Origin of the sequence: Bacillus sp. FSL K6-1003 (assembly GCF_037964945.1) — a bacterium.
In the GTDB taxonomy this organism is placed as follows: Bacteria; Bacillota; Bacilli; order Bacillales; family Bacillaceae; genus Bacillus; species Bacillus mojavensis.
Window position 1 is genome coordinate 3,009,874 of record NZ_CP150176.1, and the last position, 18,879, is coordinate 3,028,752.

19 protein-coding genes are annotated in these 18,879 nt (G+C 44.1%); 14 read left to right on the forward strand and 5 right to left on the reverse strand.

Annotated features, from left to right (window positions below; translation table 11 throughout):
• The first annotated feature begins 58 nt into the window (after positions 1-58).
• Positions 59-883 (forward strand): alpha/beta hydrolase, encoded by an 825-nt coding sequence (locus NSU16_RS15440; protein WP_268448463.1) that lies wholly within the window; start codon positions 59-61, stop codon positions 881-883.
• 25 nt (positions 884-908) lie between these two features.
• On the opposite strand, the gene NSU16_RS15445 is transcribed toward NSU16_RS15440, so the two are convergent.
• Entirely contained in the window at positions 909-1,169 is a 261-nt protein-coding gene (locus NSU16_RS15445) for a YugE family protein (RefSeq protein ID WP_010331662.1), read from the reverse strand.
• 88 nt (positions 1,170-1,257) lie between these two features.
• On the opposite strand from NSU16_RS15445, the gene NSU16_RS15450 reads away from it, so the two are divergent.
• The 3 genes from NSU16_RS15450 to NSU16_RS15460 all read left to right on the forward strand — a co-directional run bounded on the left by NSU16_RS15450 (position 1,258) and on the right by NSU16_RS15460 (position 4,265).
• On the forward strand, positions 1,258-2,421 hold the full coding sequence (locus NSU16_RS15450) for a MalY/PatB family protein (RefSeq protein WP_168748632.1): 1,164 nt from the start codon (positions 1,258-1,260) through the stop codon (positions 2,419-2,421).
• A 125-nt stretch (positions 2,422-2,546) separates the two neighbouring features.
• Positions 2,547-3,833 (forward strand): HAMP domain-containing sensor histidine kinase, encoded by a 1,287-nt coding sequence (locus tag NSU16_RS15455; protein ID WP_010331664.1) that lies wholly within the window; start codon positions 2,547-2,549, stop codon positions 3,831-3,833.
• A 45-nt stretch (positions 3,834-3,878) separates the two neighbouring features.
• On the forward strand, positions 3,879-4,265 hold the full coding sequence (locus NSU16_RS15460) for a kinase-associated lipoprotein B (RefSeq protein WP_339191413.1): 387 nt from the start codon (positions 3,879-3,881) through the stop codon (positions 4,263-4,265).
• A gap of 26 nt (positions 4,266-4,291) precedes the next feature.
• Here NSU16_RS15460 and kapD read toward each other — a convergent pair whose 3' ends face one another.
• Together kapD and NSU16_RS15470 are read right to left on the reverse strand one after the other, a co-directional pair.
• Positions 4,292-4,909: a 3'-5' exonuclease KapD gene (gene kapD, locus NSU16_RS15465; protein WP_010331666.1), complete on the reverse strand. Its 618-nt coding sequence runs from the start codon at positions 4,907-4,909 to the stop codon at positions 4,292-4,294.
• Positions 4,910-4,986: 77 nt separating this feature from the next.
• Entirely contained in the window at positions 4,987-5,190 is a 204-nt protein-coding gene (locus NSU16_RS15470; protein ID WP_026014598.1) for a hypothetical protein, read from the reverse strand.
• On the opposite strand from NSU16_RS15470, the gene NSU16_RS15475 reads away from it, so the two are divergent.
• The 3 genes from NSU16_RS15475 to NSU16_RS15485 all read left to right on the forward strand — a co-directional run bounded on the left by NSU16_RS15475 (position 5,162) and on the right by NSU16_RS15485 (position 8,700).
• Complete coding sequence (locus NSU16_RS15475; protein WP_326227688.1) at positions 5,162-6,301, forward strand: multidrug efflux MFS transporter; 1,140 nt, start codon at positions 5,162-5,164, stop codon at positions 6,299-6,301. The genes NSU16_RS15470 and NSU16_RS15475 overlap by 29 nt on opposite strands.
• Positions 6,302-6,393: 92 nt before the next feature.
• Positions 6,394-8,268 carry a transglycosylase domain-containing protein gene (locus NSU16_RS15480; protein WP_339191416.1) on the forward strand — a complete coding sequence of 625 codons (1,875 nt, stop codon included), beginning with the start codon at positions 6,394-6,396 and terminating at the stop codon, positions 8,266-8,268.
• A gap of 18 nt (positions 8,269-8,286) precedes the next feature.
• Positions 8,287-8,700: a thiol-disulfide oxidoreductase DCC family protein gene (locus NSU16_RS15485; RefSeq protein ID WP_339191418.1), complete on the forward strand. Its 414-nt coding sequence runs from the start codon at positions 8,287-8,289 to the stop codon at positions 8,698-8,700.
• 17 nt (positions 8,701-8,717) lie between these two features.
• On the opposite strand, the gene NSU16_RS15490 is transcribed toward NSU16_RS15485, so the two are convergent.
• Positions 8,718-9,275 carry a YufK family protein gene (locus NSU16_RS15490; protein WP_010331673.1) on the reverse strand — a complete coding sequence of 186 codons (558 nt, stop codon included), beginning with the start codon at positions 9,273-9,275 and terminating at the stop codon, positions 8,718-8,720.
• Positions 9,276-9,452: 177 nt separating this feature from the next.
• Here NSU16_RS15490 and malK point away from each other — a divergent pair, with 177 nt between their 5' ends.
• The 7 genes from malK to maeN all read left to right on the forward strand — a co-directional run bounded on the left by malK (position 9,453) and on the right by maeN (position 18,464).
• Entirely contained in the window at positions 9,453-11,054 is a 1,602-nt protein-coding gene (gene malK / locus NSU16_RS15495) for a malate sensor histidine kinase MalK (RefSeq protein WP_339191420.1), read from the forward strand.
• Positions 11,047-11,754, forward strand: coding sequence for a two-component system response regulator MaeM (gene maeM, locus NSU16_RS15500; protein ID WP_024122665.1), 708 nt, complete (start codon positions 11,047-11,049; stop codon positions 11,752-11,754). The genes malK and maeM overlap by 8 nt, the downstream gene beginning before the upstream one ends.
• 469 nt (positions 11,755-12,223) lie before the next feature.
• Positions 12,224-13,303: a guanosine ABC transporter substrate-binding protein NupN gene (gene nupN, locus NSU16_RS15505; RefSeq protein WP_168748636.1), complete on the forward strand. Its 1,080-nt coding sequence runs from the start codon at positions 12,224-12,226 to the stop codon at positions 13,301-13,303.
• 130 nt (positions 13,304-13,433) lie between these two features.
• Entirely contained in the window at positions 13,434-14,966 is a 1,533-nt protein-coding gene (locus tag NSU16_RS15510) for an ABC transporter ATP-binding protein (RefSeq protein WP_268504717.1), read from the forward strand.
• Entirely contained in the window at positions 14,959-16,005 is a 1,047-nt protein-coding gene (locus NSU16_RS15515; protein WP_339191421.1) for an ABC transporter permease, read from the forward strand. Before NSU16_RS15510 ends, NSU16_RS15515 begins: the two co-directional genes overlap by 8 nt.
• On the forward strand, positions 16,006-16,965 hold the full coding sequence (gene nupQ / locus NSU16_RS15520; protein WP_010331679.1) for a guanosine ABC transporter permease NupQ: 960 nt from the start codon (positions 16,006-16,008) through the stop codon (positions 16,963-16,965). It begins immediately after the preceding gene.
• 152 nt (positions 16,966-17,117) lie between these two features.
• Entirely contained in the window at positions 17,118-18,464 is a 1,347-nt protein-coding gene (maeN, locus tag NSU16_RS15525) for a sodium/malate symporter MaeN (protein ID WP_268447276.1), read from the forward strand.
• A 36-nt stretch (positions 18,465-18,500) separates the two neighbouring features.
• On the opposite strand, the gene NSU16_RS15530 is transcribed toward maeN, so the two are convergent.
• Entirely contained in the window at positions 18,501-18,716 is a 216-nt protein-coding gene (locus NSU16_RS15530; RefSeq protein ID WP_268448442.1) for a hypothetical protein, read from the reverse strand.
• Between the last annotated feature and the right edge of the window lie 163 nt (positions 18,717-18,879).

Here is an 18,879-nt window from a genome sequence, read left to right on the forward strand (position 1 = left end):
TAGAACTGACAATTTCAGGGCATAATACAGTACATCCTATGAAGGGAGTGACGGCAAAATGGAGGCGGTTACACCAATAAGGCGTATTAAAGTCGGAGGCGTAAATGTATATTATGAGCACTATCAAAACCCGGGCAAACAAACAATTGTCTGCGTACACGGTTTTTTATCTTCTGCTTTCAGCTTCAGAAAATTAATCCCATTGCTTCGGGACCAGTATGACATCATCGCGCTCGATTTGCCTCCTTTCGGCCAATCAGAAAAATCAAGGACATTTAGATATACCTATCAAAACCTCGCTATGCTTATCATCGGACTCCTGGAGCACTTGCAAGTCAAACAGGCGGCGCTTGTCGGGCATTCGATGGGAGGGCAGATATCGCTGTCGGCTGCTCTATTAAAGCCTGAGCTCTTCTCGAAGATTGTGCTTCTTTGCAGTTCAGGTTATTTAAAACGCTCACACCCGACGATTATCTTCGGGACTCACCTCCCATATTTTCATCTTTATATCAAACGCTGGCTTTCCAAAGAAGGCGTGATGAAAAACTTATTAAATGTCGTCCACAACAAATCGCTGATTGACGAGGAGATGATTGACGGCTACGGCAAACCTTTTCAAGATGAACAGATTTTCAAAGCTATGACAAAGTTCATCCGGCACAGGGAAGGAGATTTACAGTCTGAGGAATTGAAAAAAATGAACAAACCCGCCTTATTGATTTGGGGCGAAGAAGACAAGGTGGTTCCGGTGAAAATCGGCGAACGTCTGCACCATGACCTGCCGGATTCCAAACTGTATTCATTGCGGGAAACAGGCCATTTGGTGCCGGAGGAACGCCCAGAATTCGTTTCCGAACGAATTGCAGAGTTTATCACAGAATAAAAAAACCGGTTTGTATACCGGTTTTTCAAGGCGTGCAAGAGCTGCTGTCTTTAATGAACAGCAGCTGTCCAGCCACATTCAGGCAGCTGTCGATCGGAAGTGTTTGTTCAAAAGAAGCTTCGAAAATATGCTGTATGCTTTTCGCTAACACTTTAGGATCGTCTTCATCATAGACGGCCTGAACGACATCAACAGCCTCCGTTTCATAAAAATCTTCACCATATTTAAACGGGTCCCATTTGGCAATGACATTGATCATTTCCCTGACCGCTTGACTTTCTTCCATTTTCATCACCGCTTATAATAAAATTTGCAGATCTATTTTATCATAGTTACGCTAAGAAAAATAAACATACATAAGAGGTGGAAACAGAATGAACTTTGATAAACAAGAACAGCGCCTCGGCACCCAATCCCTCAAATGGGACAAGACAGGCGAATTATTCGGCGTGACAGACGCCCTCCCGATGTGGGTGGCGGATATGGATTTTCGTGCGCCGGAAGCCATAACAGAAGCATTAAAACAGCGCCTAGAACAAGGGATTTTCGGATATACAGCGCCAGATCAGAGAACAAAAGATGCAGTGTGTGCATGGATGCATAACCGGCACAGCTGGAAGGTGAACCCGGAAAGCATTACATTCAGTCCCGGGGTGGTCACAGCTTTAAGCATGGCGGTTCAGGCTTTTACAGAACCAAAGGATCAAGTGATTGTCCAATCCCCTGTTTACACGCCTTTTTACCATATGATTGAGAAAAACGGCCGGCGTATTTTACATAATCCGCTTAAAGAAAAAGACGGAACTTATGTAATGGATTTTGAAGATTTGAAAACAAAAATCAGTGATCCGAGCGTAAAATTGTTTATTTTATGCAATCCGCATAATCCTTCAGGGCGGGCATGGGGCCGGGAAGATTTATTGAAGCTCGGCGAATTATGCCTTGAACACGGCGTTACAGTCGTGTCAGATGAAATTCATTCCGATTTGATGCTGTACGGTAATGACCATACGCCGTTTGCCTCTCTTTCTGACGATTTCGCTGAGATTTCTGTGACTTGCGCGGCACCTAGCAAAACGTTTAATATCGCGGGTTTGCAGGCGTCTGCAATCATTATTCCAGACCGGCTGAAGCGCGCCAAATTTTCAGCCAGCCTGCAGCGGAACGGTTTAGGCGGATTAAACGCGTTTGCCGTAAGCGCAATCGAAGCCGCTTACTCAAAAGGCGGGCCGTGGCTCGATGAACTGATTTCTTATCTTGAGAAAAACATGGACGAGGCTGCAGCCTTTTTGACCAGCGAGCTCCCGAATGTCAAGATGATGAAGCCTGATGCGTCTTACCTGATCTGGCTCGATTTCCGCGCATATGGCTTGTCTGATGCAGAGCTGCAGCAAAAGATGCTGCACAAAGGGAAAATTATTTTAGAGCCCGGCACGAAATACGGCCCTGGCGGAGAAGGATTTATGCGTTTGAATGCAGGATGCCCTCTGGCAACCTTGCAGGACGGACTGCGCCGAATAAAAACAGCGTTAGAGTAAATATTCGTCACAAACGCCTTTACGTATCAATCGTAAAGGCGTTCTTTATTAAGAAATTTTGTATTTTACTTCTAATGATAAGTGTTATAATAGATTCATATTTTATACGAAAGGATTTCACTCGAATGGAAATTCTAAAAGACTATCTCCTACATATCTGCTTTATTTTGTTTCCTATTCTTCTTTACCAAGTGTTTTGGCTTGGAAAACCGTCGATCATTGTACCAAAAATCAACAACGTATTGGTCACGATATTTGCATGCGGCGCCTCAGTTTTATGCATTATATTCCCTATACAGGAAATGGACTACATCCAATATGGCCTTCAAATCATTCCTGTCATCATTTGTTTATTGTATATAAACACTGCTTCCGGGCTAACAGTCGCCGCATCCGTCTTATGTTTTGAACTGCTGTTTTTTGAGCCTTCCGCCATTTTTGTATACGCTTTGCTGCCTTTTCATATCATCATTCCAACTCTACTTCAAAAAAAGTGGCCATTCATGTCCAAAGCGAGAAAACTGCTGCTGTCTTTATTCATCGGTTGCTTGGAGATCTTCTTATTTTTCGCCTCCATCTTGGTTTTTTCTGCCGTGAATATTTTAAATTTTCAAAATTCAGAAATGATATATTATGAGGCAGCTGTCTCAGGTCTGTTCCGCTGCACCGTTCTTCTTTTAAGCATTTATCTGATAGAAAGCATCGCAGAAAATATCGCCCTGCGTTCCCAGCTTATCCATTCGGAAAAAATGGAAATTGTGAGTGAACTTGCGGCAAGTGTGGCTCATGAAGTAAGAAATCCGCTGACAGTTGTCCGGGGATTTGTCCAGCTGCTTTTTAATGATGAATCCCTTCAAAACAAATCCAGTGCGGATTATCAAAAGCTTGTGCTGTCAGAGCTTGACCGGGCTCAGGGCATTATTACAAATTATCTTGATATCGCCAAACAGCAATTGTACGAAAAAGAGATTTTTGATCTATCTTCTCTTATCAAAGAGACGAGCTCCCTTATGATTTCGTATGCCAATTATAAATCTGTGACAGTAGAGGCGGACGCTGAGCCGGACCTTTTGGTTTACGGGGATGCAACAAAGCTGAAGCAGGCTGTGATCAACCTCATGAAAAACAGCATTGAAGCCGTTCCTACGGGTAAAGGCGTCATCCAAGTTTCAGCGAAAAAAATCGGCCATATAATTGTAATCAAAATCTCAGATAACGGTGTCGGCATGACGGATCACCAAATGCAGAAGCTGGGTGAACCTTATTATTCTTTAAAAACGAATGGAACGGGACTTGGGCTGACTGTGACGTTTTCCATCATTGAACATCACCACGGAACCATTTCGTTCAGCAGCAGCTTTCAAAGAGGAACCATTGTGACGATCAAGCTCCCCGCCGACCTTCCTCACTAGCAAATCAATTGGAACTTTTATAGAATGAATGCGAGGTGATAACAGATGAGTACATTTGAGAAAGGCTCTATCGTAAAAGGATTTTACAAAACAGGTGCATACATAGGAGAAATTACAGATTGCAGACCGCAGCATTATTTAGTCAAAATTAAGGCGGTTCTCACCCATCCCGCTCAAGGAGACCTTCATCATCCAAAACAGGCAGATGTGCCGTTATTCCATGAAAGAAGAGCGCTTGCTTTCGGCGAACAGACTAATATCCCCCATCATATGGTGAAGCCCTATGACAGTGAAGTGCCGGATTATAACGAGTCTTTGCGGGAAGCGGTTGCACAGCTGAGAGCCAAACTGGCCGGAGATGATTCACAATGGGCAAAGCGATCCCTGAACAATCTGGACGTTTTAGAAAAAGAATACTTTACCCGGCCATAACCCAGTCTGACAAAAGATTGGGTTTTTTATGTTGCGCGCCGGAATAGTTCAGATAAATCAATCCTCTCGCCGATTGTCGGCGGTTTTGGTTTTTCTAGGTACTGCTTATCCTGCTCGACAAGCTTAAAAAGCTTATAGGCTGTAAGAGCATCGTCAAGCGCCTTATGATGGGTGCCGGTTCCCTTATCTCCGTACTCTTCCGCAGCCTTCCACAAGCCAGTCAGTGTCCGGTCTCCAAAAAAGTTTTTATATTCAAGAGATAAATCTCTCATCTCCCCTTTAAACGGGAAAGGAATATGGTTAAACATACAATTTTGCTTCAGCACTTTCATATCCATGTTTCCCCACGTGATGATCGTGCAATTTTTTTCAGGGTCAAGCTCATTTAATTTACGGATAAAGTCCTCGAACCTCATCCCCTCATCTACTTGGTTTTGCGTAATGTTTAAAAATGATTTACAGCGCTTCGTCAGCTTGGGGAATTTTTTCGGCCTAATATAACTTGAAAACGTCTCAACTACTTCACCATTAACCGACTTTACAATTCCTGCTTCTATGATTTCCGGAAAAAAATTTTGCGGACTGTATTTTCCTTCGGGCATCGTAAATTCGAAATCAATAATGAGTAAGTTGCCTGCCTCCACTATTTTTACACCTACCTTTCCTCCGATCAGAAGAATGCTATCTTTATAGTATATCGATTCTCCTTCTCTTCATTTCTTCATTTTCTAAAAATAATGAAATTTCCCAACCGCATGGTTTCTTTTAAATGGTGCACTGTTTCTTTATAATTAGTAAGGAACCCGAAATAATAAGAAGGTGATGTTATTTCTATCCGCAAGAAAAACTTTGTCATTGTGTGGCTGGCGAATTTCTTTGTATCAGCCAGCACCACAATGATCATTCCTTTTCTCTCCTTGTATATTGAGACGCTCAGCACCTTTTCCAACGGCTTTGTGCAAAGGTGGAGCGGTTATGTGTTCGGCATTACATTTTTAATGGCTTTTTTGGTATCCCCGTTCTGGGGGCGGTTCGGAGACAAACGCGGTTACAAGAAAATCCTTTTGACAACCGGAATCGGCATAGCCGTCAGCATTTTATTAATGGGCTTTGTCACATCGGTTTATCAATTGTTTTTTCTGCGTATGGCTATGGGGCTTGTAACCGGATTTATTCCGACATCCCTTGCAATGATTTCCGCGCAGACGCCTAAAAGCTCAGCCGGCAAAACGCTTGGCACGCTCCAAATGGGGCAAGTATCCGGAAGCTTGTTCGGCCCGCTTTTGGGAGGCGTGCTTGCTGACCACTTCGGCTTTACGTATACCTTTTTTATCACATCCTTTGTAATTTTCTTGGCCGTTCTTCTCGTGTTATTCGGGGTCAAAGAACAGCCGCTCACAGAGAAGATGAATAAACGTCAGTCTTATACGAGAAAAGAAGTGCTCTCCTATATATTTCACCAGCCCGCGCTTTGGGTCATGATGCTGTTAACCATGCTGATTCAAACAGGAAATTTCAGTATCCAGCCGTTGCTCGCTTTATATGTAAACGAGCTGCACGGACCTGCCAATCTAGCCTTTTTCTCCGGCATGGCATTTTCGGCAACCGGACTCGGCAGTTTGCTGCTGGCAAGAAAATGGGGAGATTTAGGAGACCGCTACGGCCACCGCCGCATCTTAATCGGGCTTTTAATCGCCGCCTCTTTATTTTTTATTCCGCAGGCACTCGCGTCTTCATTCAGTGTGCTTCTTGTTTTCAGGTTTTTATTCGGGATGGCGATGGGCGGCCTTCTTCCATGCATCACAGCGGCAATCCGCGTTCAGGCTCCCGGCTCCATCCAAGGAGAAGTCCTCGGCTACAATGTCAGCTTTCGCTTTTTAGGAAACGTTCTCGGACCTCTTCTCGGCGGTATTATATCGAGTCACTTCAATATCTCTGCAGCCTTTTATGTCACAGCATTTCTCTTTTTCTCAGGTGCCTGCCTGCTTTGGATCATGAAGAAATTCCAAAAAGAATCGTATGCCAAAGCAAGCTGATTTTCAGCAAAAATTGAGGAGTCTTCTAAATTTAACCTTCTCGTAAACTCAAAAGAATGGTACGATATGGCTAGAATTTAGGAGAAAAGAGAGTGACCATGTTACGAAAAATTATCGGATGGATTTTGCTCCTTTGCATAATCCCATTGTTTGCATTTACAGTTATCGCTTCCGGAAAAGAAGTAAAACAAATGAAGTCCCTGGATCAGGTGCTTGATAAGAATATTGATTTGAAAGAGATCAGCCTTGTTCAAAACAGCTACATGTACGACAGGGACGGGTCTCTGGTCTCGGAAATCGTCAGCGATGATGAGAACCGAGTGCTGGTTCCCTTCAACAAGATACCCGAAGAAGTCAAACAGATATTTTTAACTTCCGAGGACCGCCATTTTTACGAACATAAAGGCTTTGACTTTATGGGGATGGTGCGGGCGGCCGCTTCCAACGTGAAGGACAAAAAGATTGACCAAGGGGCCAGCACCATCACACAGCAGCTTACAAGAAACTTGTATTTGAGCCACGAGCGCTCTTTCAGCCGCAAACTGACTGAGCTCGCGTACTCCTATCAGCTTGAGAAAAAGTATACAAAAAATGAGATTCTTGAAGCCTACTTAAATACGATTTATTTTAATAACGGTGTTTATGGCGTCGGATCAGCTGCTGAATTTTATTTCAGCAAACCGCTGAAATCTCTCACACTGGGAGAAATGGCTTTTATTTGCGCTATACCTAATAACCCTACATTATATGATCCTCTCAAGCATTTTGACTACACGAAAAGCCGTCAAGAACGCTTGCTTAAAGGGTTAAAAAATGCCGGGGTTATAACGGACAAAGAGCTGAAGAAAGCCGTAAAACAAAAAATCAAACTGGATGTCGAGGAGAAAGAAGACAAATTTCCAGACTACGTTTCCTACGTAAATGATGAATTCACTCAACTCGTGTCTGAATCTGAAGGTTATGATAAGCGTCTTCAAAGAGCGTCAGGAAAACAAAAAGACAAAATAGAAAACGAGCTGTCCGCTAGAGTCAGCACACTTCTGAAAGACGGCGTAAAAATTTATACCGCACTTGATCCGTACATGCAAAATCAAGTCGTGGCACAAATGAATTCGAAACTGCCGTATGCGGGCGTACAGGGCGGAGCGGCTGTTATTAATCACCAGACGCATCAAGTTGTCGCTCTATCCGGCGGAAAAAACTATCATAAGTATGATTTTAACCGTGCCTACCAAGCATACAGACAGCCGGGGTCATCCATTAAACCGCTTCTCGATTACGGACCTTATATTGAACAGACAGGTGCGACAGCAAGCAGCACAATTGATGCCGGCAAATTTTGCAGCAGGGATTACTGTCCGCAAAACTACAATAACCGCACATACGGCACAGTGACGCTTGATACAGCGTTTAAAAACTCGTATAATACACCAGCCATCAGAATGCTGGACCGTGTAGGCATCCAAAAAGCTTTCAGCTATATTGAACCGTATCATTTTTCAAAGCTTGTCAACAGCGACTATCTGCTGCCGGCGGCGCTTGGCGGATTTACACACGGCATGACGCCTCTCGAGATGACAAAGGCGTATACAACATTCGGCAACAGCGGCAGCTACACGCCGAGCCACGCGATTACAAAAGTGACGGATTTAAAAGGAAAAACGATTTATAAATGGAATGACAAAGCGACACAAATATTCAGCGTCCGCACAAACATGCAGCTGAAAAAACTGATGTCTTCCGTTGTCAAAAGCGGGACAGGGAAAAAAGCATATTTTAATGCGCCTTATATCGGCGGAAAAACGGGAACCTCAAATGATTATCATGATATGTGGTTCGTCGGCCTGACAGATACGTACACAATGGGTGTCTGGGTTGGAAAAGATACACCGAGTAGCGTTGAATACCTTCACAGTATCAGCCCTCAGCTTTCCATCTGGAAAGGAACGCTGCAAGCGGCTTATTAAAATCGGAGGGGATCTGCAGTGACATCAGAACAAATTCCAAATCGCGTATTACTGTTTGACGGTGTGTGCAATTTATGCAACGGGGCCGTTCAATTTATCATAAAACGTGATCCAAACGGTTTAATTTCATTTGCATCGCTTCAATCGGAAACAGGACAGAGCCTGCTGAAAAAAAGCGGGCTTCCGACTGAGCATTTTGACAGCTTTGTTTTTATTGAAGACGGCCAGGTTTACACTAAGTCAACTGCAGCCATAAAGGTTTTCAGGCATCTGCGGGGCCTATGGCGGCTCTTTGTCCTGTTTCTTGCAGTGCCGAAACCTGTCAGAGATATGCTCTATTCCGTTATCGCCAAAAACCGCTATAAGTGGTTCGGCAAAAAAAATGAATGTATGCTCCCCTCCCCTTCTATAAAAAATAGATTTTTACCATAAACGAAAAAATGGCTAGCTTACACAGGTAAGCTAGCCATTATGCTATTATAAAGCTTGATAAATATGAACAGAATACCGATAACAAATGTAAACCAAAACAGCAGTTCCATTAGAATGAATCCGACCAATGACATGATAGAAAGTGTTGAATAAATCCTGTAAACAACGAACACAAAGTAAGCAAGTGTAACAACTGCAAACCAGATCACAATCCAGAAGACATTTTGCAATAGCACAAAGGATACGATCCCGCCGCCTAAATAAATGATAGAGCCCATTCTGATTGTTTTCAGGTTGTTTCCTTCAGGATCATTTGCGAAAAACAGCAGTGACAGCTCAGTCACGGTATTCGCAATTAATTTCAGAGCGGACAGAACCATAAAATATAAAAGCGCAAAAGCCGCAAATAACGCTAGTCTGATTCCTTTCTCTGAGAAGTAATCGAGCATTCCATCGTACATTCCAAATGAAGAAAGCATCTTCAATGCATAGAGTGAGGTTGAAATGGATAAAGACGAACTAAAAAGCAGGATCGCAATCAGCGGAAAGTATCCTGTCAAATAAGTATTTTTCATATAAAAAAGTCCCTTTCTATAATCTACCTCATTTATTATGGAGGACTTAAAACACATTGACAAGATAAATTATTCCATTTTTTCTCCTTTTTACGAATTACGGTCCCAAATCTTCACAAAGCGCCATTTTGAGAGTAAAGTAGTACGCAGGAATCATAAAACGTAAGGAAGTTTTATATGAAAAAAACATTAAAACTGCAAACCAGACTCACCATATTTGTCTGTATCGTTGTGTTAATCGCACTGCTCATCACCTTTTTTACCGTTGGTGCCCAAACCTCCAAAAGGATACGTGATCAGGAAAGAGACACAGCGCTCCAAACTGCTGAAATGGTTGCCGACGCACCGATCACTGCCTCCGCTTTGGAGAGCGGAAAAAAACAGAAGGAACTGCTCAGCTATACGCTGGACGTCCAGAAAATTACCGGCACAGAATTTGTCGTCGTTATGGATATGAACGGCATTCGCAGAACCCATCCGGACCGCAGCAAAATCGGAAAAAAGTTCAGCGGCGGGGATGAAGCCGAAGTATTAAAAGGACATGTCCATATCAGCACCGCCTCAGGCACGCTTGGGAAATCGCAGAGAGCGTTTGTGCCTGTCTACGCCAAGAATGGAAAACAAGTCGGAGCCGTTGCGGTCGGCATTACAGTGAATGAAATTGACGAAGTCATCAGCCATAGCTTACGGCCGCTCTATTTTATTATTTGTGTCAGTATATTCGTCGGCGTCATCGGGGCTGTTATCGTCGCACGTACGGTGAAAAGTATCATGTACGGACTTGAACCATATGAAATCGCGACACTTCTTCAAGAACGGAGCGCCATGCTTGAATCAACGAAAGAAGGCATACTCGCTGTCGATGAGCACGGCAAAATCAAGCTTGCCAATGCGGAAGCGAAGCGTCTTTTCATTAAAATGGGCATAGAAACAAATCCCGTCGATCAGGATGTCAATGACATCCTGCCAAAAAGCCGCCTGAAAAATGTCATTGAGACCAGAAAACCACTTCAAGACAGAGATGTGCGCATTAACGGATTAGAGCTTGTATTTAATGAAGTGCCTATCCAGCTGAAAGGACAAACCGTCGGAGCGATTGCGACTTTCCGGGACAAAACCGAGGTAAAACATTTAGCTGAACAGCTTTCCGGTGTTAAAATGTATGCAAACGCACTGAGAGCGCAGTCTCATGAATTTATGAACAAACTGCATGTGATATTAGGTCTCGTCCAGCTGAAAGAGTATGACGATCTTGGAGATTATATTAAAGATATTGCCATTCAGCAAAAATCAGAAACAAGTGAAATCATAAATGATATCAAAAGCTCCGTACTGGCCGGTTTTCTGTTGGGAAAACAGAGTTACATACGAGAGCAGGGCGCAAATCTCGATATTGAATGCAGCGGGGTTATTCCAAATGCAGCAGATCCTTCAGTCATTCATGAACTGATTACGATTATCGGAAATCTGATCAACAATGCCTTAGATGCTGTTGCCAATATGCCGAAAAAACAAATCACGATGTCCATGCGTTTTCATGACAAAATATTGGACATCGAAATTACCGATACAGGAGCCGGCATGTCTGAAGAAGACCAAGTCAAGGTATTCGAACAAGGCTATTCAACAAAGGGCAAAAACCGGGGATTCGGCCTTTATTTCACCCAGCAAAGCATGGAGAATTTGAAGGGTCAAATGATTATCACCAGCGAAAAAAATGAAGGAACCACATTCAGTCTTCGAATCCCGTACGAACCGAAGGAGGAAAACCATGATTAATGTACTAATAGTTGAAGATGACCCCATGGTGGGTGAATTAAATAAACGATATTTAAGCCAAATAGAAGGCTTTCAGCTGAAAGGAATCGCCTCTTCCTTTCAAAGCGCTCTGCATATTTTAGGCGAGCATCACATCGACCTCATTTTGCTTGATATTTACATGCCGGGTAAAAACGGGCTTGAGCTGCTGACGGAATTAAGAGCCCAAAATGAAGCGGTTGACGTGATTGTTATCTCTGCGGCAAGCGAGCTGGACGTCATCAAAAAAACACTTCGTTACGGAGCTGTGGATTACTTAATCAAACCGTTTGAATTTGAACGTTTTCAGACTGCCCTTTCTGATTACAGACGAAAACAAAAAGTCTATTCCACCCACCGAAACATGAGCCAAAAAGAATTGGACGCGGAACTGTTTCATAAGAAGGAAGCGACAGAAAAAGTGCATCTGCCAAAAGGGCTGACAAAAAGCACGCTGAAGCTGATTTGGTCCAGCATACAATCCTTTGAAAACGAATCCTTTACGACAGAAGACCTGGCGAATCATACTGAAATATCTCAAGTATCCATCCGAAAATACTTAAAATTTCTTGAGGATATACAGGTTCTGAATGTCGAAATGGCGTACGGAACGATCGGGAGACCGGTGTTTCAGTACAATGTCAATACAGGCAACCTTAACGGAATTAAGCAATATTTATAAAAAAACGCACTGTTCATATCGAGCAGTGCGTTTTTCTCTGTCACATCTTTTGCCAAGCTGCTTGAACCTTTCGCCAATAAGCTATACAAAAATAATAAAGGGCTTTTCGGCATATTTGAAATACAATTCTAAAAATACATATTTTTTAAAAAATTATGCATAATTCTATTTATTTCTTGTAAGTAAAATGATAAATTATGATTGGTTAGTTGATCCCTAGACTAAGTCATAAGTCACACTCCAGAAAGAGATGTCACGGTTTTCCGCCCGGAACACCTTCCGCATCCTTCTCTTCCCCGCCTTTCGAAGGAAACACCCACATCACACTTACTAAGGGAAGATCAGAACTGCCTCAGCTCATTCTAATTGTTATTATCTGAAAATTTTATCGATTCTAAGAATTGAGTGAGGCATCCATCCCATGACTGACCGGATCAGCTCAGGCCAAATTTTTCTGGGGGGTTATATCTTGAAGAAACGCAAAATCGGATTGGCGATGTCACTTGTCATCGCAGCGGGCACCATTTTAGGAGCGTGCGGAAACAGCGAAAAAAGCAGCGGTAACAGTGAAGGCAAAAACAAATTCAGTGTGGCGATGGTTACCGACATTGGCGGGGTGGATGACAAATCTTTTAACCAATCAGCATGGGAAGGCATCCAAGCCTTCGGTAAAGATAATGGTCTGGAAAAAGGGAAAAACGGATACGACTACCTGCAATCTAAATCAGATGCAGATTATACAACAAACTTAAATAAATTAGCGCGTGAGCATTTCGACTTGATCTATGGCGTCGGCTACTTGATGGAAGATTCAATCAGTGAAATCGCCGATCAGCGCAAAAATACAAACTTTGCGATTATTGACGCAGTCGTCGATAAAGACAACGTCGCAAGCATTACGTTTAAAGAGCAGGAAGGCTCATTTCTTGTCGGAGTGGCCGCAGCCTTAACAAGCAAATCAGGAAAAATCGGATTTGTGGGCGGCATGGAATCCGAGTTAATCAAAAAATTCGAAGTCGGCTTCCGTGCAGGGGTTCAGGCCGTAAAACCTGACGCAACTGTCCAGGTGAAGTATGCGGGCGGATTCGATAAAGCGGACGTTGGAAAAGCAACCGCCGAGAGCATGTATAAGTCAGGGGTTGATGTGATTTACCACTCCGCAGGCGCCACCGGCACAGGTGTCTTTACAGAAGCCAAGAACCTGAAAAAAGAAGACCCGAAGCGTGATGTTTGGGTGATCGGAGTCGATAAAGATCAATACGCAGAAGGCCAAGTAGAAGGAACAGACGATAACGTCACCCTTACTTCCATGGTCAAAAAGGTTGATACAGCAGTTGAAGATTTAACGAAGAAAGCAAGCGAAGGCAAATTCCCCGGCGGAGAAACGCTTACATACGGGCTTGATCAAGACGGAGTCGGCATTTCTTCCTCTAAACAAAACCTATCGGATGATGTAATCAAAGCGGTTGATGATTGGAAGAAAAAAATTATCGACGGACTAGAAGTGCCGGGAACAGAGAAAGAGCTGAAAAATTTCAAAGCTGAATAAGAATCGCGGGGATAAGGAGAAGAGCCCTTATCCCTTGTTTTTCTTTCAGAGCAAAGCTGCACATTTCCTTGCGGCTTTTCTATTGCCAGTCTCTAATTTAAAAGCATGAAAAAAAGGAGCGGTCAATTCTGTGGAATATGTCATTGAAATGCTCAATATACGCAAGGAGTTTCCCGGTATCGTCGCAAATGACAACATTAATCTTCAGGTCAAAAAAGGCGAAATCCACGCGCTGCTCGGTGAAAACGGAGCGGGCAAATCAACTTTGATGAACGTCCTGTTCGGGCTGTATCAGCCAGAAAAGGGAGAAATTCGGGTCCGCGGTGAGAAGGTGCACATCAACAGCCCGAACAAAGCGAATGATCTCGGAATCGGCATGGTGCATCAGCATTTTATGCTTGTCGATACATTTACAGTTGCTGAAAATATTATTCTCGGGAAGGAGCCGAAAAATCTCGGGCGGATTGACCGAAAACGGGCTGTCCGAGAGGTTCAGGACATTTCCGACCGATACGGACTTCAAATTAATCCCGAGGCAAAGGTAGCAGACATATCCGTCGGCATGCAGCAGCGTGCAGAAATATTAAAAACCCTCTACCGCGGGGCTGACATCCTGATTTTTGATGAACCGACAGCTGTGTTGACGCCTCATGAAATCAAAGAGCTCATTCAAATCATGAAGAACCTCGTCAATGAGGGAAAATCAATTATCTTAATCACCCATAAACTGAAAGAAATCATGGAGGTTTGTGACCGCGTTACCATTATCCGCAAAGGAAAAGGCATCAAAACACTGGATGTCCGGGATACACATCAAGACGAGCTCGCCAGTCTGATGGTCGGCCGCGAGGTATTGTTCAAAACAGAAAAAAAAGCGGCTCAGCCGGGATCTGCAGTGCTGGCGATTGACAGAATTACCGTAAAAGATACTCGCGGAGTAGAAGCTGTAAAGGATTTGTCGCTCTCTGTCAATGCCGGAGAAATTGTCGGCATAGCCGGCGTTGACGGAAACGGACAGTCAGAGCTGATTGAAGCGATTACAGGACTCCGAAAAACGGAGTCTGGAACCATTTCCCTAAACGGAAAACAGATACAAAACTTGACGCCGAGAAACGTAACGGAGTCCGGAATCGGGCATATTCCGCAGGACCGCCACAAACACGGTCTCGTCCTGGATTTTCCAATCGGTGAAAATATCTTGCTCCAAAGCTATTACAAAAAGCCTTATTCAGCATTCGGTGTTTTACATAAAGGCGAAATGTATAAGAAAGCCCGCAGCGTGATCAGCGAGTACGATGTCAGAACCCCCGATGAATATACTCACGCGCGGGCATTGTCAGGCGGAAACCAGCAAAAAGCAATTATCGGAAGGGAAATTGACCGAAATCCTGACTTGTTAATCGCAGCCCAGCCGACTCGCGGCCTTGATGTTGGAGCGATTGAATTTGTCCATAAAAAACTCATTGAACAGCGTGATGCCGGAAAAGCCGTTCTTCTTTTATCGTTTGAGCTTGATGAAATCATGAATCTCAGTGACAGAATCGCCGTCATTTTTGAAGGCAGCATTATATCCAGCGTTAATCCGCTGGATACCACTGAGCAAGAGCTCGGCCTCTTGATGGCGGGAAGCACGCAAAGGGAAGCGGGGAAAGCAAATGGTTAAACGACTCTCTCATTTACTCGTGCCGCTCATTGCGATCATGCTCGGCTTGCTGGCCGGCGCACTTATTATGCTTGCGAGCGGATACAGTGTGACCAGCGGCTATTCCGCTTTATGGAATGGGATATTTGGAGAAATCTATTACATCGGGGAAACCGTCCGGCAGATTACACCTTATATTTTATCCGGATTAGCTGTTGCTTTCGCATTCCGAACCGGACTTTTCAATATCGGGGTAGAGGGACAACTGCTAGTGGGCTGGACAGCGGCCGTTTGGGTCGGAACGGCGTTTGACGGACCGGCTTATATTCACATGCCGCTTGCACTGCTCACAGCGGCTGCAGCAGGCGGTTTATGGGGATTTATTCCCGGCTTTTTAAAAGCACGGTTCTATGTTCACGAGGTCATTGTCACCATTATGATGAATTATATCGCACTGCATATGACCAATTATTTGATTTCAAAAGTCATGACAGACAATCAGGATAAGACGGAAAAAATTCACGAATCCGCCTCACTTCGCTCGCCGTTTCTTGAGCAGATTACGGATTATTCAAGGCTTCACTGGGGAATCGTCATCGCCCTTCTCGCAGCTGTTGTTATGTGGTTTATGATTAACAAAACAACGAAAGGCTTTGAGCTTCGGGCAGTGGGATTCAATCAGCACGCGTCTCAGTACGCCGGTATGAGCGTGCGGAAGAATATTATGACCTCCATGCTCATTTCAGGAGCTTTTGCAGGCCTTGCAGGTGCCATGGAAGGTCTGGGAACATTTGAATACGCAGCTGTCAAAGGCGCATTTACCGGCGTCGGCTTTGACGGTATTGCCGTCGCTCTCCTGGGTGGGAACACTGCGGCCGGTGTTGTGCTTGCGGCAGCTTTGCTTGGCGGCCTCAAAATCGGAGCGTTAAATATGCCAATTGAATCAGGCGTACCTTCTGAGGTTGTCGATATTGTGATTGCCATTATCATTCTGTTTGTTGCTTCAAGCTATGCCATTCGTTTTGTCGCGGATAAGTTGAAGAAAAAGGGGGCGAACTAAGTGGACGTTCTGCAGATTTTATCAATCATTGTCCCGGCCACACTCGTATACGCAGCCCCGCTTATTTTAACTGCTCTCGGCGGCGTATTTTCCGAGAGATCAGGCGTTGTCAATATTGGCCTCGAAGGCCTCATGATTATCGGAGCATTCACCAGTGTTTTATTCAATTTATTTTTAGGCCCTGAATTGGGAGCCGCGGCGCCATGGCTCTCACTCGTTGCCGCCATGGCAGCCGGCGCGCTGTTTTCACTGATTCACGCGGCAGCGGCGATATCGTTTCGCGCAGATCAGACAGTCAGCGGCGTCGCCATTAATATGCTGGCGCTTGGGGCTACTTTATTTATCGTAAAGCTGATTTACGGAAAAGCGCAAACAGACAAAATTCCCGAGCCTTTTTATAAAACGAGTATTCCCGGCTTGAGCGACATCCCTGTATTGGGAAAAATCTTCTTTTCAGATGTCTATTATACGTCTATTCTCGCAATTGTCCTGGCCTTTATTTCGTGGTTTATCTTGTTTAAAACGCCGTTCGGCCTCCGTATTCGTTCCGTCGGAGAACACCCCATGGCGGCCGATACTATGGGGATCAATGTCTACAAAATGCGCTATATCGGCGTGATGATCAGCGGATTGTTCGGCGGCCTCGGGGGCGGCGTATATGCGTCAACCATTGCGCTCGACTTTACGCATTCTACCATTTCCGGGCAAGGGTTTATCGCACTCGCGGCCCTTGTATTCGGAAAATGGCATCCGATCGGCGCACTCGGCGCCGCCCTGTTTTTCGGATTCGCCCAAAGCTTAAGCATCATCGGCTCTCTGCTCCCTCTTTTTAAGGACATACCGAATGTATATATGCTGATTGCCCCTTACGTATTAACCATCCTGGCCTTAACCGGTTTTATCGGACGCGCAGATGCGCCAAAAGCAAACGGCGTGCCTTATATCAAAGGAAAACGGTAAGACACCTCCCTGGGAAGCGGCTTCTCAGGGATTTTTTCTGATCCAAAATACCTTCTTAATTTAGTTGTTTATTAATTATTTAACTTAAAAAAATATCCTTTGTTAGCGCTTTCTTGTAGACTGTAACAAACAATACATGGGGGTGTACGACAATGGGAGCAATTCACAAAACAGAGGAAGTTTTACCTGAGCACAAAGACACACAGGAGAAAAGCCTGTTTAAAAAAATATGGACCTGGGAAATCGGCGTGATTCCTCTCCCATTATATACAGCATTAGCTGTCATTATTATTCTTGCGGCTTATTACAACGAGCTGCCCGCAAACATGCTGGGCGGGTTTGCCATCATTATGATTTTAGGTGTCTTTCTTGGCGATATCGGCCAGCGGATTCCGATTTTGAAAGATATTGGCGGTCCTGCTATTCTATCTTTGTTTGTGCCATCTTTTTTAGTTTTTTATAATGTGTTGAATCCATCATCAATAGATGCTGTTACCAATTTAATGAAAACATCTAACTTTCTTTATTTCTATATCGCTTGTCTTGTTGTAGGAAGCATTCTTGGAATGAACAGAACTGTTTTAATACAGGGATTCATCAGAATGTTCGTTCCTTTAGTAGCGGGCACAATTGCGGCGGTTGCGGCTGGCGTGCTCGTCGGATTCATCTTCGGCTACAGTGCCTATGATTCCTTTTTCTTTGTTGTTGTGCCGATTATTGCCGGGGGAATAGGTGAAGGAATTTTGCCTCTCTCCATTGCTTATTCGCAAATATTGGGGTCTTCCGCTGATGTGTATGTGTCGCAGCTGGTTCCTGCCGCTATCATTGGAAACGTTTTCGCTATTATCTCTGCTGCTTTAATGAAAAAACTGGGCGAAAAACGGCCTGATCTAAACGGCAATGGGCGTCTCGTTAAATCTAAGAAAGCAAACGATATTTTCAATCAAAAAGAGGCTGAAGCTAAAATTGACTTTAAACTGATGGGAGCCGGAGTACTGCTCGCCTGTACGTTCTTTATTTTCGGCGGTTTACTGGAGAAATTTATCTTCATCCCAGGCGCTATTTTAATGATTATTTCAGCAGCCGCAATCAAATATGCAAATATCCTTCCGAAAAAAATGGAGGAAGGCGCATATCAGCTTTATAAGTTTATTTCATCAAGCTTTACATGGCCGCTTATGGTAGGCCTCGGGATTCTCTTTATCCCTTTAGATGACGTGGCATCTGTGATTTCTATTCCGTTTGTCATCATTTGTATTTCAGTTGTCGTTGCCATGATTTCTTCCGGATATTTTGTAGGCAAACTGATGAACATGTACCCTGTTGAATCCGCAATCGTGACCTGCTGTCACAGCGGTCTCGGCGGAACGGGAGATGTCGCCATTTTGTCCGCTTCAGGAAGAATGGGCCTTATGCCATTCGCCCAAATTTCTACCCGCCTGGGCGGAGCAGGAACTGTCATTTGCGCGACAATTTTACTTCGCTTTTTCACTTCATAATCAGAAAAAGAGTTCCGTTTTAGACGGAACTCTTTTTTATTTGTTCACAATCCGCATATACTCCCTGGACCCAAACGGCCTATCCTTAGATTCCGCCTCACTCATATTAGTTGACAGGTGGTGCTCCAATAAATACAGTTCCCATTCATCATTGTCTGCCACACGGGCACGGCCGTCATACTGATTCAGCATGAATGCCCCTGCAAATATCGAGCAGAATAAACCTGAGCACATAAGGACCTTTCTCTTCACATGATCAGCTCCTTACATACAGCTTGATCAGGAGCGATTTTAAATATACAAATGATCTGATTTTTGTTAAACTTATTTTGAGGTCAAAAGAACTCGTAAAATTCAATCGCGGAAGGTTGAAGCATGGCGGCTTCCAAAAAAGTGCGATATAATTTGGACTGGG